The following is a 14,784-nucleotide window of genomic DNA, read 5'->3' on the forward strand; positions in this document are numbered from 1 at the left end:
AACCTACCAAGTAAAAAATCAAGCCCCCCACCATGGCTATTGTCTCGCACCCCAGACATCCACGGGGGTAGGTTTCGAACCGAATCCTTGGGTTTGGACTCTTAGCTGCTGATACCCAGTGACTCGAGCATCGGCCGGAATTTGGCCCAGGTCTCGGCCAGTTCGGCGTCGGGAACGGAGCCTTCAACGATCCCGCAGCCCGCGTAGAGGCGCACAGTCGTAGGACTTTCGATGATCGCGCCGCGCAGTGCGATGCCCCACTCGCCGTTGCCCGCGGCGTCGAGCCACCCGACCGGTCCGGCATACGGCCCGCGATCCATATGCTCAAGCTCCCGGATCAGTTCCCCGGCAACCAAGGTAGGCGTGCCACACACGGCGGCCGTGGGGTGGAGCGCGTTGATCAGGGCAAGGCACGTAGGGACATGTCCCTCGATATCGGCGAGCTCGGCCTTCACGTCCGATGCCAGATGCCACACATTGGGCAGCTCCAGAATGAACGGTTCGCTGTGGGCGTTCATGGCCTCGGAAAAGGGCGCGAGCTGGGTGGTCAGCGATTGGATGGCGATCTCGTGCTCGTGCCGTTGTTTCTCGGAACCGGCCAGCACGCGTTCGGCGTATTCCATGGGGGAGCCGTTCACGCCCTCTGCGTCGCGACGGTCCAGCGTCCCGGCCAGGACCCGCGCCTGTGCAGTGCGGCCCTCCACCTGGATGAGCATTTCCGGCGTCGCCCCCACCAAGCCGTCGACGCCGTAGGTCCAGCATTCGCGGTAACGGCTGGCCAGCTGCTGCAGCACTTTGGCGGCGTTGACGCCGTCGGGCAGCGTCGCCACGACGTCGCGCGCGAGAACCAGCTTCTCCAGCTTTCCGGTTCGGATTTCCGCCACGCCGTCGGCCACGGCCTGCTTCCACGCGGATTCGCTGAGCGAACCGCTCTCCAGCGTGACCTTCCCGTCTCCCAACTGGCTCGCATCTGTTGTCGTTATGGGCCTTCTAAACGACAACAACTGCGAGTTAGTTGGGTGCCCGACGCCGGAGCCTCCAGCCGCGGTAGGCTCACCGTCCGCGGGGTTAAGCCAGCCCGCCAGGGCGGCGAGGGCGCCCGCCTCGGTGAGTTCGACGTCGTCGAGCGTCAACTGGGTGAGCCACGACTGCCCATCCCGGATCCCGACAACGATTTCCGGAAGGATCAAGCGGGATTCAAAGTCGGACGTCTTGGAGAAGGCAAAGGAGCCAAAGGCCACAGGGCCCGTGCCGGGGATCTCAAGGGGATCCGTGACGTCGGCCTCGATGACAAGGTGGCGCCACCACATGTCGGCCTCGAGAAAGCGATCAGGACCGGAAGCAGTGAACCGCGCGAGTTCGCCAAAGCCCACCAGTCCGTTCTCGCGGCGGGACCAGCACAGGACATCGTCCCGGACCAGAAATGACGGCAGTCCCCCGGAGGATGAATCAACATCGAGGGGGACTGTCAAGGTGCGGAGCGTACTCGTCATGATGGAACAACATTACTCCCGCGGGCAACGGGGGCTGCGCGGACCGGAGCGCCCCGAAAGTTCTTCCCATATTTGTCTGAGACAATTGCAGGGTGAACCGAGCATCCTTGGAAAAGCGTCCGGACGAAGTTGCGACGATGTTTGACGATGTCGCCCCCAAATACGACGTCGTCAACGATGTCCTGTCCATGGGGCAGACCCGGCGTTGGCGCCGCGTCGTCGTGGACGCGATGGATGTTCGGGTAGGCCAAAAGGTCCTGGATCTGGCTGCCGGTACGGGCACGTCCAGCGAACCGTACGCCGACGCCGGAGTGGACGTTGTGGCCTGCGACTTCTCCCTGGGGATGCTGAAGGTCGGCAAACGCCGCCGTCCGGACATCAACTTCGTTGCCGGGGACGCCACCAAGCTGCCCTTCGCGGACGACTCCTTTGACGCCTGCACCATTTCCTTCGGCCTGCGCAACGTCAACGAACCACATAAGGCCCTCGCGGAGATGTTCCGCGTCACCAAGCCCGGCGGACGCCTCGTCATCGCCGAATTCTCGGCCCCCGTGGTGCCCCTCTGGCGGACCATGTACACCGAATACCTCATGCGTGCATTGCCCGCCATCGCCACCAAGGTCTCCTCGAACCCGGACGCCTACGTGTACCTGGCCGAGTCCATCCGCGCATGGCCGGACCAGGACCACCTGGCCGCGTGGCTGCAGGAAGCCGGCTGGACCGACGTCAACTACCGCAACCTGAGCGGCGGCATCGTAGCGGTGCACCGCGCCCAGAAGCCCGGCGCCGAACACCGCGAAAGCGTTCCCGTGGCCAAGCTGCGCCGCCAGATCAAGCCGCGCCGCCAAGCCGGCGATCAGTCCCGCTAACCGGCCTATTAACAAGGACGCTGTGAACGTACTGATAGTCGGCGCAGGGCCAGCCGGGTCCACCGCCGCGTACTACCTTGCCCAGGCGGGCATTTCCGTGACGGTTCTGGAAAAGACCGCCTTCCCGCGAGAAAAAGTCTGTGGCGATGGCCTTACTCCCCGCGCCGTCCGCGAAATCCAGAAGCTCGGCCTCCCGCACGCCGAGGACGAGGGTTGGCGCCTCAACAAGGGGCTCAGGCTCATCGCCGGCGGACGCACCATTGAATTGCCGTGGCCCGAGGTCGCCGATTTTCCCACGTACGGACTCATCCGCACGCGCCTCGGATTCGACGAGGAGCTGGCCCGGCACGCCCAGTCGGCAGGCGCCGTCGTACTTGAACGCCACAGTGTCACCGAAGCCCTGCGCGACGACGCCGGGCGCGTGATCGGCGTGCGCGCCGCCTTGCTCGACGAGTCCGGACGCAAGACGGGCGAAACGCGCGACTTCCATGCCGACGTCGTGCTCGCCGCAGACGGCAACTCGACACGGACCGCCGTTTCGCTCGGCATGCACAAGCGCGACGACCGCCCGCTCGGCGTCGCCGTCCGCACCTACTTCACCTCGCCCCGCCACGACGACGACTGGATGGAAGGCTGGCTCGAACTCGATTCGCCGGCTTCCCACGCCTCGCAAGCTCGGCGCGGGGCCCGCGCCGGCTCTCTTCGCAAGTCCGGCAAGCCGCTGCCCGGCTACGGTTGGGTTTTCGGCGTCGGCGACGGCACGTCCAACGTCGGCCTCGGGATCCTGAACTCCTCCAAGGAATTCGGGAAGCTCGACTACAAGAATGTCCTGCGCGAATGGACCGCCGGCATGCCGTCCGAATGGGGCTTCACGCCCGAAAACCAGGTGGGGGAGATTCGCGGCGCCGCCCTGCCCATGGGCTTCAACCGCACCCCGCACTACTCGCCCGGGCTCATGCTCCTGGGCGACGCCGGCGGCATGGTTTCACCGTTCAACGGCGAGGGCATTTCCTACGCCATGGAGTCCGCCCGCTTTGCGGCCGAGTTCATCATCGACGCGTCCTCGCGTTCCCGTTCGGCCGGATGGACGGCCGACGACGCCGACGCGCACCTTTCGCGCTACGCGGACTATGTGCGGGACCAGTGGGGTTCGCACTTCACCCTGGGCCGCGTCTTTGCTGCCCTCATCGGCAAGCCCGCAGTCATGAAACTCGCGCTACGGACGGGCATGCCCATCCCGGTGCTGATGCGCTTTGTGGTGCGGATGCTCGCCAACCTCACGGATGCGTCAGCAAAGGGTTTCGAGGACCGCGTCATCCGCGTCCTCGAGATGCTGGTCCCGGCCACGTCCAACACCACATCCACTGCCGCTTCCACCCGCGTCGGCACCGAATCAACGCTTTCCTCCGCGAAAAGTTAGGGTTAACCCGTGACTCACTCTGCCGAACACAGCTGGACGCATGCCGGGCACGGCCTGCCGGACGCTGTCGAACCCGCTCCCACCACTACCGCGATCGCCACTGGCCTGCAGCTTCCTGCCGGTTTTGCGGCTATCGCCAAGGACGTGGAGCTGGGTCCTGCCATCACCACGAACCTTGCCCGGGTGGAAAAGAAGCTCCGCGAAGCAATTGCCAACTCGGATCCCCTGGCTGACGCAACGTCACGTCACCTGGTGGAAGCCGGCGGCAAGCGCATCCGCCCGTTGTTGACCCTCCTTTGCGCCCACCTCGGCGACGCATCCCGTCCGGAAGTGGTCCAGGCCGCCGTCGTGGTTGAACTGACCCACCTCGCAACCCTCTATCACGACGACGTGATGGACTCGGCGCCCTACCGCCGCGGCGCCCCCACGGCCCACGAAGTCTGGGGCAACTCGGTGGCTATCCTCACGGGTGACCTGATCTTCGCCCGCGCCTCGATCCTGGTGTCCGAACTCGGTTCGCGTGCCCTGGGAATCCAGGCCCGCACCTTCGAACGCTTGTGTCTCGGGCAGCTGCACGAAACCGTGGGCCCGCGTGAAGGCGAGGACGCGGTGGAGCACTACCTCTCCGTCGTCGCCGACAAGACCGGTTCCCTCGTCGCCGCCTCGGGCCAGCTCGGTGCCATCTTCGCGGGCGCCGACGAAGCCTTCGAGGACGTGCTGGTGGAATACGGCGAGAAGGTTGGCGTCGCCTTCCAATTGGCCGACGATGTCATCGACGTCACCGGCGTCAAGGTCAAGTCCGGCAAGTCCCCGGGTACGGACCTCCGCGAAGGCGTTCCCACGCTGCCCGTCCTCCTGCTCCGCAAGGCGGCCGACAATGGTGACCGCTCCGCCGTCGAACTCTTGAAGCTGGTGGACGGCGACCTGTCGTCCGACGAAGCCTTGGCCTTGGCTGTCGCCGGGCTGCGCGAGCACCCTGTCACCGCCGAATCCTGGGTGATTGCGCGCCAGTGGTCCGCTGAAGCCATTGAAGCCTTGAAGCCGTTGCCCGAAGGCGTGGTCAAGGAGTCGCTCACCAACTTCGCCCACGCGGTTGTGGAGCGCGCCAGCTAATTTCTTCGCCGCAGTCCCAACTGACTCGCAGTTGTTGTCGTTTTGACCCGTCATAACGACAACAACTGCGAGCTACTTGGGCGGGGACGGGCTTAAATGCAATGGCCCCGGTTCCTTGCAACGCTACGAGTCACGCGCTGCAACGAACCGGGACCATAATCTCCGTTCGCATCAGATCCACCGGAGGCATTTAGTGAATCCGGTTACAGCTTATGACAACTTTGTCACGGGTGCAACTTTCCCGGTCAAAGGGTTTTCCGGAGTTTGTCGGGAATTCGCGTTGTAAATTCCCCACCTTTGACGGACCCGTGGACCCTGGATGCCTGGATTCTCGGCGTCGGAATCCCCGGAGTTCGCTCAAAACCGGGGAGTCTCGGCGCCTGCCAGTTGTCCACATAGCGAAACTTTGGCCTTTCAGCGCCATCGCGATGCTGTTGGAGTTGCTTTATGGACCTCGTTGGCTTCCTGAAATACGCGGGCTCCGCTGCGAGAACCTCCACCGTGAAGCAGGCCGGCTTCTCCGAACGCGTCATCCGAGCGGCGGTTGCTGGAGGCGAGATCGTGCGGCGACGCTGGGGTGTACTGGCCTTGCCCGTCGCTCAGGAGGACGTCGTCGCAGCCCTCAGCGCAAACGGGCTGCTCACCTGCGCATCCGGGGCCCGGCACCATGGCATCTGGGTTTTGCATGAACCCCGGACCCTCCATTTGCTGTGCAGGCACGGCAAGGCCCAGGATTTTGTGGTCCACCGTGAGTCAGTCGTGGAGACCCGGCACATCGGACCCGTGGCCAGCCTGACAGACACGCTGCTGCATTCCCTCCGATGCCTGCCTGAAATTGAGGCGGCCATCATGGTGGAAAGTGCCCTCCTTCAAGGGCGGACGAATCTTGATTACCTCCGTGAGAGGCTTCCGGGTAACCGGAACGGGGCGGCACGAAAGGTGCTCACACTGGTCGACGGTTCGGCAGATTCTCCGATCGAGGTCGTGGCGCGGACACTTTTCCGGAATGCAGGGATCCATACCGAGACGCAGGTCGAATTGCCCGGAATCGGCATTGTGGACTTCTTGCTGGAGGGAAGGCTGATCGTGGAGGTCGACGGCGAGAGCCACCTGCAGCCTCGGCAAGTCAAGAAGGACAGGCGACGCAACAACGCAGGAACGGTGAAAGGCTTTCTGGTTCTCAGATACGACTATTCGCAGATCGTGTATCAGCGGGACACAGTGCTTGCCGAGGTTCTCCAGGTCCTACGCCAAAGAGGCCGCTGAAACTCCCCGGTTTTTGCCAGGCCAAGCCATACCGAGAGAGGAACAGCCCCGGAAACTAGGGGATCGGGAGCGAGGCTCAGCCCAAAGGTGGGGAGAAAGCTCCGGCCTCCGCTGAAGAAACCCTCAGTCTTCTTCGTCGCTGAAAGCCCAGTCGAACATGTCGAACACGAACTCGGAGAAGGTGCCTTCTTCGGATTTCCACTGTCCGCGGGCGTTGTTGCGACGCCACACGATGGGATCCGGGACGCCGAGGTCGCCTACACGGAAGCCCCAGGTGAACTGCTCTTCCTCGTCCTCCAGGAACATGAGGAAGCCTTCGTCGTCCACTTCGAGCTCTTCGGGGTCCCAGAAGTAGTGGTAGGCCTCCATGAGGTCCTCACAGCCACCGAGGGCGAGGTAGAACTCGCGCAGGACCATGGGAATGGTGAAGGTGTGGGCTGACAGGGCCTCGTCCAGCTCAGCGGCGGACAGCCCATCTTCTTCCTGCCATTCGTCCTCGAGATACTTCGGTACAAGCGCGCGGAATTTCTCGAGGAACATGTCAGTCATGCTCCCATCCTAGCTAATCGCGGCCACGTGAATCGGCGCCCGAGGAGACCCCGGCGCGGTGCCATCCCCGGACCGCCAAGGGCACCCGCCAACCGCGCCGCCAAGCCACCACCCGGAAGGCGAAAACCCAGGCTGCAATCACCCCGGCTGTCACACCGTTGAAGGCTCCGATGTTCCAGAGCAGGGCCGTCAGGGCGGCTCCCGTGAAGGCCGGCAAGGCGTAGAGGTCCCGGGCATTGAAGAGTGTGGGAATTTCGTTGGCCGTGATGTCGCGGAGCAAGCCGCCGCCCACGGCCGTGGTGACGCCCAGGAGGATTGCAGCCACCGGATTCATGCCGGCGGCCAGTGCCTTGAGCGTCCCGGTGATGCAGAACAAAGCCAGGCCGCCGGCGTCGAACAGGGTCAAGAGGGACGTGAAGCGCTGGATACTCGAAAAAAGGAAGTACACGAGCACCGCGGCCAACAAGGGCGGCAGCAGATAGACCGGGTTGGTGAACGCCGCGGGCGGTCCGGCGTTGATCACGATGTCGCGGATGACACCGCCGCCCAAGGAAACCAGCGAAGCCAAGAGAACCGAGCCGATGATGTCGAACTGCTTCTTCGCCGCGAGCAAGGATCCGGACACGGCGAAAAAGAAGACGCCGGCCAGATCCAGCCATACCAGCGCGAGGTCAAAAGTGAACAAATGCAGCTCCATTCTTCGTTCACAGACGGGCGATCATGCTCGCCCAACGTTACGCTTGCACGCATGAACAGCCCCGTCTTGATCGCGTGCGCCCACGGAACCCGGAACATCCAGGGGCAAGCCGCTATCCGCCAGGTCATGGCCGAGATTGAGGCGCTCCGGCCCGGACTGACCGTCGTTGAGGCATACGTGGACGTCCAGGAGCCCGAGTTGAGCGGCGTGGTGGCCGGCCTCCCGGAAGGCACGCTCGCCGTCGTCGTTCCCTTGCTGCTCAGCACCGGCTACCACGTCAAGGTGGACATCCCCAAGGCGATCAAGTCCCGCCCGGAGGTGTCCGCGGCGCCGCCGCTGGGGCCGGATCCGCGGCTCGCGGAGCTGCTCGCCGCGCGGTTGCGCGATTCGGGCCTGGGCGACGACGACGGCGTCCTCCTGGCCGCCGCGGGCTCATCGCTGCCGGACGGTTCCGTCGATTCGGAAGAGCAAGCGCGCCAGCTCGCAGAGTTGCTGCCCAATCGGGTGCGCGTCGCCTATGGCGCCAGTGCCGAACCGAACGTGCCCGACGGCGTCGCGGCCTTGCGCGCGGAAGTCACCGAAGACGGCGGCCGGGTCGTTGTGTCCTCGTATCTGCTGGCCACGGGCTACTTCCACGACCAGCTGTCCAAGGCCGGGGCCGACGTCGTGACGGCACCGCTGCTGCCTTCTCCAGTGCTCGCGGAGATCGCCCTGGAACGCTACGACGCGGTGGTTGCCGCTAGCTCCTGAGCGGGATTTTAGAATGCACAGCGAGGCCAGGTGAACAAGGCCCGACGGCGGTTCGTGACGAAATGTTTCCCTAGGTGACTTTCCGTTTCCCGGACCTTTGTTACGCCTCTCTGGCCAGCCCTACAGTCGATGCATGACTGATACAGCTCTAGCCGGAGCGTCTGCGGACGAGGCTGCCCCCAAGCGCCCGGCCCGCACCGCCCGTCCTGCCGCTAAACCCCACGGCCAGTGGAAGGTTGACGGCACCGCGCCGCTCAACGCCAACGAAACCTGGAAGCAGGAAGACAGCGGGCTGAACGTCCGTGAGCGTATCGAGTCTGTCTACTCCAAGCATGGCTTCGACTCGATCGATGGCACGGACCTGCACGGCCGTTTCCGCTGGTGGGGCCTCTACACCCAGCGCAAGCCCGGGATCGACGGCGGCAAGACCGCCACGCTTGAGCCGCACGAGCTCGAGGACAAGTACTTCATGCTCCGTGTGAGGATCGACGGCGGTGCGCTCACCACCGAGCAACTACGCGTCATCGGCCAGATCTCCGTGGACTTCGCCCGCGGCAGCGCCGACCTGACCGACCGCCAGAACATCCAGCTGCACTGGATCCGCGTGGAGGATGTCCCGGAAATCTGGCGCCGCCTCGAATCCGTCGACCTGTCCACCACCGAGGCTTGCGGCGACGTGCCGCGTGTCATCCTGGGTTCCCCGGTTGCCGGCATCGCCAAGGACGAGATCATCGACCCCACGCCGCTGATCAACGAACTCGCGGAGCGCTTCATCGGCGACCCGGAGCTCGCCAACCTGCCGCGCAAATACAAGACCGCCATCACAGGCCACCCCTCGCAGGACGTTGTCCACGAAATCAACGACTTCGGCCTGGTCGGAATGGTCCACCCCGAACTCGGCGTCGGCTATGACCTCTGGGTGGGAGGCGCGCTTTCCACCAACCCGATGCTCGCCAAGCGGCTCGGCGCGTTCGTGAAGCCCGAGGAAGCCGCTGAAGTGTGGCTCGGCGTCACCAGCATCTTCCGCGACTACGGTTACCGCCGCATGCGCACCAAGGCACGCCTGAAGTTCCTCCTGGCCGACTGGGGTCCCGAGAAGTTCCGCCAGATCCTCGAGGACGAATACCTCGGCTTCAAGCTTGCCGACGGCCCCGCAGCGCCCAAGCCCTCGACTCCGGGTGACCACGTCGGCATCCACGAGCAGAAGGACGGCAAGTTCTTCATCGGCGCCACACCCTTGGCTGGTCGCCTTTCTGGCAGCCAGCTCGTGAAGCTCGCGGACACCCTCGAAGCCCGTGGCTCCTTCCGCCTGCGCACTACTCCGCACCAGAAGATCGTTGTGCTCGACGTCGCCAAGGAGCAGGTGGAACCGCTCGTAGCCGAGCTGGACACCCTGGGCCTCTCCGCCCGCCCGTCCGTCTTCCGCCGCGGCACGATCGCCTGCACCGGCATCGAATTCTGCAAGCTCGCCATCGTGGAAACCAAGGTCACGGCTGCCACCGCCGTCGCTGAACTGGAACGCCGCCTGGCCGACCTTGCCGACAGCGGCCAATTGCCCCAGGCACTGTCCCTGCACATCAACGGCTGCCCCAACTCCTGCGCCCGCATCCAGACCGCGGACATCGGGCTCAAGGGCATGATGCTGCCAACGCCCGACGGCGACCCCACCCCGGGTTTCCAGGTTCACTTGGGCGGCGGGCTGGCTTCGTCCAGCCGCGAAGAAGCAGGCCTCGGACGCACCGTGCGCGGCCTCAAGGTCTACGTCGAGGACCTGCCCGATTACGTAGAGCGGGTAGTCCGGAAATTCGTGGCCGACCGCGCCGAAGGCCAGACCTTCGCCGAATGGGCACACTCCGCAGATGAAGGAGATCTCCAGTGACCAATCCCCAGCCACTCCCCAAGCTCGGAGACTCGACAGGGAGACCTGGTGGCCGTGGGCCCTTCCAGCGATCCCACGACGAACTCAAGGCCCTCGCCGAATCCGGTGCCGCAGAGCTCGGCTGGAACGCGCCCGCCCGCGACGTCATCGCCTGGGTGGCCCGCAACTTCGAACTGCCCGCCGTCGCGGTGGCCTGCTCCATGGCCGACGCCGTGCTGCCGGCCCTCGTCGCGGACCAGTTCCCCGGCGTCGACGTCCTCTTCCTGGAGACCGGCTACCACTTCCCGGAAACCCATGCCACACGGGACGAAGTCGCTGCGAACCTGCGGGTGAACATCGTGGACGTGCTCCCGGAAAACACGGTCGAGCAGCAGGACCGCCTTCTCGGCAAGGACCTGTTTGCCCGCGACGCCGCCCAGTGCTGCGCGCTCCGCAAGGTCCAGCCGCTGCGCCGGACCCTCGCCGGCTACGAAGTCTGGTTTACCGGAGTCCGCCGCGACGAGGCCCCCACCCGGACCAACACCCCGCTAATCACCTGGGACGAGACCAACGGCCTGGTCAAGGTCAACCCGATGGCCGACTGGAGCTTTGACCAGTTGGTCCAGTACTCCGAAGACAACATCCTTCCCGTCAACCCCCTTCTGAGCCAGGGCTACCCGTCCATCGGATGCCAGCCCTGCACCAGGAAAGTGGCCCCGGGAGCGGACCCCCGCTCCGGCCGCTGGGCAGGAACCGACAAGACAGAATGCGGACTACACGTATGAGTACCCAAATCACTAACGAGGACCTGGAGTTGTCTGTGCTGGAAACCGACGCTGCCGAGACGCCGACTGCCGCCCAGGGAGTGGCATCGGGCCTGTCGGAGCCGCGCGCTGGGCTGATCGAAGATCAGCCGCGCGGCGAAGGGGCGGGGGCGGCAGTCGGCGTCGCAACCCGTGGGCGCCTTTCCAGCCTCGACACCCTGGAGTCCGAGGCCATCCACATCATCCGCGAGGTTGTTGCCGAGTTCGAGAAGCCTGCGTTGCTGTTCTCGGGCGGCAAGGACTCCGTGGTCATGCTGCACCTGGCAACGAAGGCATTCTGGCCTGGCAAGGTTCCGTTCCCCGTGCTGCACGTGGACACGGGTCACAACTTCCCCGAGGTCATCGACTTCCGCGACCGCACGGTGGAACGCCTGGGCCTCAAGCTCGTTGTTGGCTCCGTGCAGGAGTTCATCGACCGTGGCGAACTTGCCGAGCGCGCTGACGGTACCCGCAACCCGCTGCAGACCGTGCCGCTGCTGGATGCCATCCAGCGGAACAAGTTCGACGCCGTCTTCGGCGGCGGCCGCCGCGACGAGGACAAGGCCCGTGCCAAGGAGCGCATCCTGAGCCTGCGCGACGAATTCGGCCAGTGGGATCCCCGCAACCAGCGCCCCGAATTGTGGAACCTGTACAACGGCCGCCACACGGTGGGCCAGCACGTCCGCGCGTTCCCCATCAGCAACTGGACCGAGCTGGACGTCTGGCGCTACATCGAGCGCGAAGGCATTGAGCTGCCCGGACTGTACTACGCCCACGAGCGCGAGGTTTACGAACGCGATGGCATGTGGCGCGCAGTCGGCGAGGTTTCCATGCCGAAACCCCATGAGGAAGTCATTACGAAGCTCGTGCGCTACCGAACTGTGGGCGACATGTCCTGCACCGGCGCCGTTCTTTCCGACGCCCGCACGGTTGCCGACGTCGTCGTCGAAGTTGCCGCATCCACACTCACCGAACGTGGCGCCACCCGTGCAGATGACCGCATCTCCGAGGCAGCCATGGAAGACCGCAAGAAGGACGGCTACTTCTAATGAGCACTGAGACTTCACTCCTGGAGACCGGCCTACGCGATTCTACTCTGTTCCGCTTCGCCACGGCTGGATCTGTCGACGACGGCAAGTCCACCCTCGTGGGACGCCTGCTGCACGATTCCAAGGCGATCCTCGCGGACCAACTCGACGCCGTCGCCCGCACCTCGGCGGACCGTGGCTTCGGCGGAGCCGGTGCCACCGGCAGCCAGGCGATCGACCTCGCCCTCCTGACCGACGGCCTTCGCGCCGAGCGGGAACAGGGCATCACCATCGATGTCGCCTACCGCTACTTCGCCACCGACCGCCGCAGCTTCATCCTCGCGGACTGCCCCGGCCACGTGCAGTACACCAAGAACACGGTGACGGGCGCGTCCACTGCCGACGCCGTCGTCGTACTCATTGACGCCCGCAAGGGAGTCCTGGAGCAGACCCGCCGCCACCTGTCGGTGCTGCAGTTGCTCCGCGTGGCGCACGTGATCGTCGCTGTGAACAAGATCGACCTCGTCGACTTCAGCGAGTCTGTCTTCCGCGAGATCGAGACGGACGTGCAGAAGGTTGCCCGCGAGCTTGGCTTGGGCAGCGACGGCATTGCCGACGTCGCGGTCATCCCGGTGTCAGCGCTCGACGGCGACAACGTCGTGGACCGCTCGGACCGCACCCCTTGGTACAGCGGCCCGGCCCTGCTCGAGGTACTCGAAACCCTTCCGGCCGCCGACGAACTCGAAAGCCACCTGGAGAGCTTCCGCTTCCCGGTCCAGTTGGTCATCCGGCCGCAGGGCGCGCTGGCTCCCGACGCGATCGCCGCAGGGCTCGACGTCGGGGCGTACCGCGACTACCGTGCCTACGCCGGCCAGATCACGGAAGGAACCGTGAAGCTTGGAGACAAGGTCACCGTCCTGAGCCCGGGCCACGAGCCCAAGATCACCACGATTACCGGTATCGACTTCGCCGGCAGCGAGCTGGCCGAGGCTACTGCTCCGCAGTCGGTGGCGATCCGCTTGGCCGATGAAATCGACATCGCCCGCGGTGACACCATTGCCGCGGCGGGAACGGTGCGCGAGAGCTCGGCCGATCTGTACGCGGCGCTGTGCTGGCTTTCGCCCAAGCCGCTGCGCGAAGGTGCCAAGGTGCTCGTGAAGCACGGGACCCGTACCGTCCAGGCGCTCGTCCGCAATGTGACGGGCAAGCTGGATTTGGCCACGTTCAATGTGGAGGCTGCCTCCAGCCTTGAGTTGAACGACATCGGCAACGCCCAGCTTCGACTGGCCGCGCCGTTGCCGTTGGAGAACTACCTGCACCACCGCCGCACGGGTGCGTTCCTGGTGATCGACCCCGCGGACGGCAACACCTTGGCCGCCGGCCTGGTGAAGGACCACCCGGGTGACCACGAGGACGAACGTTACGTCATCTGACATTCTTCGTAACTGGAACCGCAGCTTGTTTCCCAAACCCCGCCTTCAAGGTCCGGGATGGGAAACAAGCTGCGGTTTTTTGCGCTGGCGACGCCCGAATTGTGACGTCGCATGAACGTGCGTGACCCCGGGTTTCCGGGTTATTGAACGGCAAATATGACAGTCCCTATGGTGAATCCATGACCTCATCGGATTGGTCCTTGCCTGCCCTTTCGGGGCGATGTCGCAGGGCCTGATAAACGCCCAGCCCCTTCCGCAACGCATCCCAAGGATTCGCCCATGTCAAACACCCCAGAACCCACGCCGCCTGCCTCGAACCCGGGAACCACCCGCATCGTCGCCGGCGAGAGCAACAAGCCCAAGCGCCGACGCACGCTCGAGATCGGCATCGCCGTCGGGCTCGTCCTGCTGATCGGTGCCGGCGCCGCCGTCGCATCGGTTGTCGCGAAGAACAACGAAACCCAGGCCGCGGCAATAACGACACCCGCGGCGGAACTCCGGCTCGGCTACTTCGGCAACGTCACCCACGCCCCCGCACTGGTCGGGGTGAGCAAGGGCATCATCGCCGGCAAGCTGGGCAGCACCAAGCTCACCACCCAGATCTTCAACGCCGGACCGGCCGCCATCGAGGCCCTGAACGCCGGCGCGATCGACGCCGCCTACCTTGGTCCCAACCCGGCCATCAACTCCTTCGTCCAGAGCAAGGGCGCCTCCATCAGCATCATCGCCGGCGCAGCTTCCGGGGGCGCTCAGCTGGTGGTCAAGCCCGGCATCAACTCTGCCGCGGACCTCAAGGGCAAGACCCTCGCCTCGCCCCAGCTCGGCGGCACCCAGGACGTGGCACTGCGCGCCTGGCTCGGCAAGCAGGGCCTGAAGACCAACCCGAACGGCGGGGGCGACGTCGCCATCAACCCGAGCGACAACGCCCAGACCCTCAAGCTCTTCCAAGACGGAAAGCTCGACGGCGCGTGGCTGCCCGAGCCCTGGGCCTCCCGTCTGGTGCTCCAGGCCGGAGGCAAGGTGCTCGTGGACGAGAAGGACCTGTGGGACAAGGGACAATTCCCCACCACCATCCTGATCGTGAGCAAGAAGTTCGCCGCCGACCACCCGCAGACCGTGACCGCCCTCCTCCAGGGCCACGAAGCCTCCGTCAACTGGCTCAACACGGCCCCGGCCGCCGACAAGGCCACCGCCATCAACGCCGCGCTGAAGGCGACCGCCGGCAGCACCCTCCCGGCCGACGTCATCGACCGATCCCTGAAGAACATCACCTTCACCGTGGACCCGCTCGCCGGAACCTACAAGAAGCTCCTCCAGGACGGCGTCGACGCCGGCATCACGAAACCCGCCGACATCAACGGCGTCTTCGACCTCCGCGCCCTCAACAGCGTGACCGGGCAGAAGACCTCGGCCGCAGGACTGGGCCAAGACTGAACCGCCAAGGCCCAACTGACTCGCAGTTGTTGTCGTTTTGAAGGCTCATAACGACAACAACTGCCAGCCAG

General features: G+C 65.0%; 13 protein-coding genes. 10 read left to right on the forward strand and 3 right to left on the reverse strand.

Going from position 1 to position 14,784, the window contains the following annotated elements:
- Nucleotides 1-101: 101 nt before the first annotated feature.
- Entirely contained in the window at nt 102-1,493 is a 1,392-nt protein-coding gene (locus tag ABD742_RS03085; protein WP_234748935.1) for an isochorismate synthase, read from the reverse strand.
- 92 nt (nt 1,494-1,585) lie between these two features.
- Between ABD742_RS03085 and ABD742_RS03090 the strand changes: the two genes are divergently transcribed.
- From ABD742_RS03090 to ABD742_RS03105, 4 genes are all read left to right on the forward strand, one after another.
- Nucleotides 1,586-2,362: a demethylmenaquinone methyltransferase gene (locus ABD742_RS03090; RefSeq protein ID WP_234748936.1), complete on the forward strand. Its 777-nt coding sequence runs from the start codon at nt 1,586-1,588 to the stop codon at nt 2,360-2,362.
- Between the two features lie 22 nt (nt 2,363-2,384).
- Entirely contained in the window at nt 2,385-3,782 is a 1,398-nt protein-coding gene (locus tag ABD742_RS03095) for a geranylgeranyl reductase family protein (RefSeq protein ID WP_234748937.1), read from the forward strand.
- Nucleotides 3,783-3,791: 9 nt separating this feature from the next.
- A complete protein-coding gene (locus ABD742_RS03100) occupies nt 3,792-4,895 on the forward strand; it encodes a polyprenyl synthetase family protein (RefSeq protein ID WP_234748938.1) in 1,104 nt (367 codons plus the stop codon).
- Between the two features lie 447 nt (nt 4,896-5,342).
- Nucleotides 5,343-6,161 carry an endonuclease domain-containing protein gene (locus ABD742_RS03105; protein ID WP_234748939.1) on the forward strand — a complete coding sequence of 273 codons (819 nt, stop codon included), beginning with the start codon at nt 5,343-5,345 and terminating at the stop codon, nt 6,159-6,161.
- A gap of 123 nt (nt 6,162-6,284) precedes the next feature.
- On the opposite strand, the gene ABD742_RS03110 is transcribed toward ABD742_RS03105, so the two are convergent.
- On the reverse strand, nt 6,285-6,710 hold the full coding sequence (locus ABD742_RS03110; protein WP_234748940.1) for a hypothetical protein: 426 nt from the start codon (nt 6,708-6,710) through the stop codon (nt 6,285-6,287).
- A gap of 13 nt (nt 6,711-6,723) precedes the next feature.
- Entirely contained in the window at nt 6,724-7,395 is a 672-nt protein-coding gene (locus tag ABD742_RS03115) for a trimeric intracellular cation channel family protein (RefSeq protein ID WP_234748941.1), read from the reverse strand.
- A 63-nt stretch (nt 7,396-7,458) separates the two neighbouring features.
- Here ABD742_RS03115 and ABD742_RS03120 point away from each other — a divergent pair, with 63 nt between their 5' ends.
- The 6 genes from ABD742_RS03120 to ABD742_RS03145 all read left to right on the forward strand — a co-directional run bounded on the left by ABD742_RS03120 (nt 7,459) and on the right by ABD742_RS03145 (nt 14,713).
- Entirely contained in the window at nt 7,459-8,157 is a 699-nt protein-coding gene (locus ABD742_RS03120; RefSeq protein WP_234748942.1) for a sirohydrochlorin chelatase, read from the forward strand.
- Nucleotides 8,158-8,290: 133 nt separating this feature from the next.
- On the forward strand, nt 8,291-10,036 hold the full coding sequence (locus tag ABD742_RS03125; protein WP_234748943.1) for a nitrite/sulfite reductase: 1,746 nt from the start codon (nt 8,291-8,293) through the stop codon (nt 10,034-10,036).
- Nucleotides 10,033-10,800 (forward strand): phosphoadenylyl-sulfate reductase, encoded by a 768-nt coding sequence (locus ABD742_RS03130; protein ID WP_234748944.1) that lies wholly within the window; start codon nt 10,033-10,035, stop codon nt 10,798-10,800. The genes ABD742_RS03125 and ABD742_RS03130 overlap by 4 nt, the downstream gene beginning before the upstream one ends.
- A complete protein-coding gene (gene cysD / locus ABD742_RS03135) occupies nt 10,797-11,867 on the forward strand; it encodes a sulfate adenylyltransferase subunit CysD (RefSeq protein ID WP_234748945.1) in 1,071 nt (356 codons plus the stop codon). Before ABD742_RS03130 ends, cysD begins: the two co-directional genes overlap by 4 nt.
- The gene (locus ABD742_RS03140) at nt 11,867-13,279 is read left to right on the forward strand and encodes a sulfate adenylyltransferase subunit 1 (protein WP_234748946.1); all 1,413 of its coding nucleotides are present in this window, start codon (nt 11,867-11,869) and stop codon (nt 13,277-13,279) included. The genes cysD and ABD742_RS03140 overlap by 1 nt, the downstream gene beginning before the upstream one ends.
- A 279-nt stretch (nt 13,280-13,558) precedes the next feature.
- Nucleotides 13,559-14,713 carry an ABC transporter substrate-binding protein gene (locus tag ABD742_RS03145; protein ID WP_234748947.1) on the forward strand — a complete coding sequence of 385 codons (1,155 nt, stop codon included), beginning with the start codon at nt 13,559-13,561 and terminating at the stop codon, nt 14,711-14,713.
- The last annotated feature ends 71 nt before the right edge of the window (nt 14,714-14,784 follow it).

The sequence above is a fragment of the Arthrobacter ramosus genome (assembly GCF_039535095.1).
GTDB classification, from domain to species: domain Bacteria; phylum Actinomycetota; class Actinomycetes; order Actinomycetales; family Micrococcaceae; genus Arthrobacter; species Arthrobacter ramosus.

Excerpts from the sequence above, each read along its gene's own strand:
- ABD742_RS03085 (WP_234748935.1), bottom strand. The coding sequence starts at position 1,493 with ATGACGAGTACGCTCCGCACCTTGACAGTCCCCCTCGATGTTGATTCA.
- ABD742_RS03110 (WP_234748940.1), bottom strand. The coding sequence starts at position 6,710 with ATGACTGACATGTTCCTCGAGAAATTCCGCGCGCTTGTACCGAAGTAT.
- ABD742_RS03105 (WP_234748939.1), top strand. The coding sequence starts at position 5,343 with ATGGACCTCGTTGGCTTCCTGAAATACGCGGGCTCCGCTGCGAGAACC.
- cysD (WP_234748945.1), top strand. The coding sequence starts at position 10,797 with ATGAGTACCCAAATCACTAACGAGGACCTGGAGTTGTCTGTGCTGGAA.
- ABD742_RS03120 (WP_234748942.1), top strand. The coding sequence starts at position 7,459 with ATGAACAGCCCCGTCTTGATCGCGTGCGCCCACGGAACCCGGAACATC.
- ABD742_RS03125 (WP_234748943.1), top strand. The coding sequence starts at position 8,291 with ATGACTGATACAGCTCTAGCCGGAGCGTCTGCGGACGAGGCTGCCCCC.
- ABD742_RS03145 (WP_234748947.1), top strand. The coding sequence starts at position 13,559 with ATGTCAAACACCCCAGAACCCACGCCGCCTGCCTCGAACCCGGGAACC.
- ABD742_RS03140 (WP_234748946.1), top strand. The coding sequence starts at position 11,867 with ATGAGCACTGAGACTTCACTCCTGGAGACCGGCCTACGCGATTCTACT.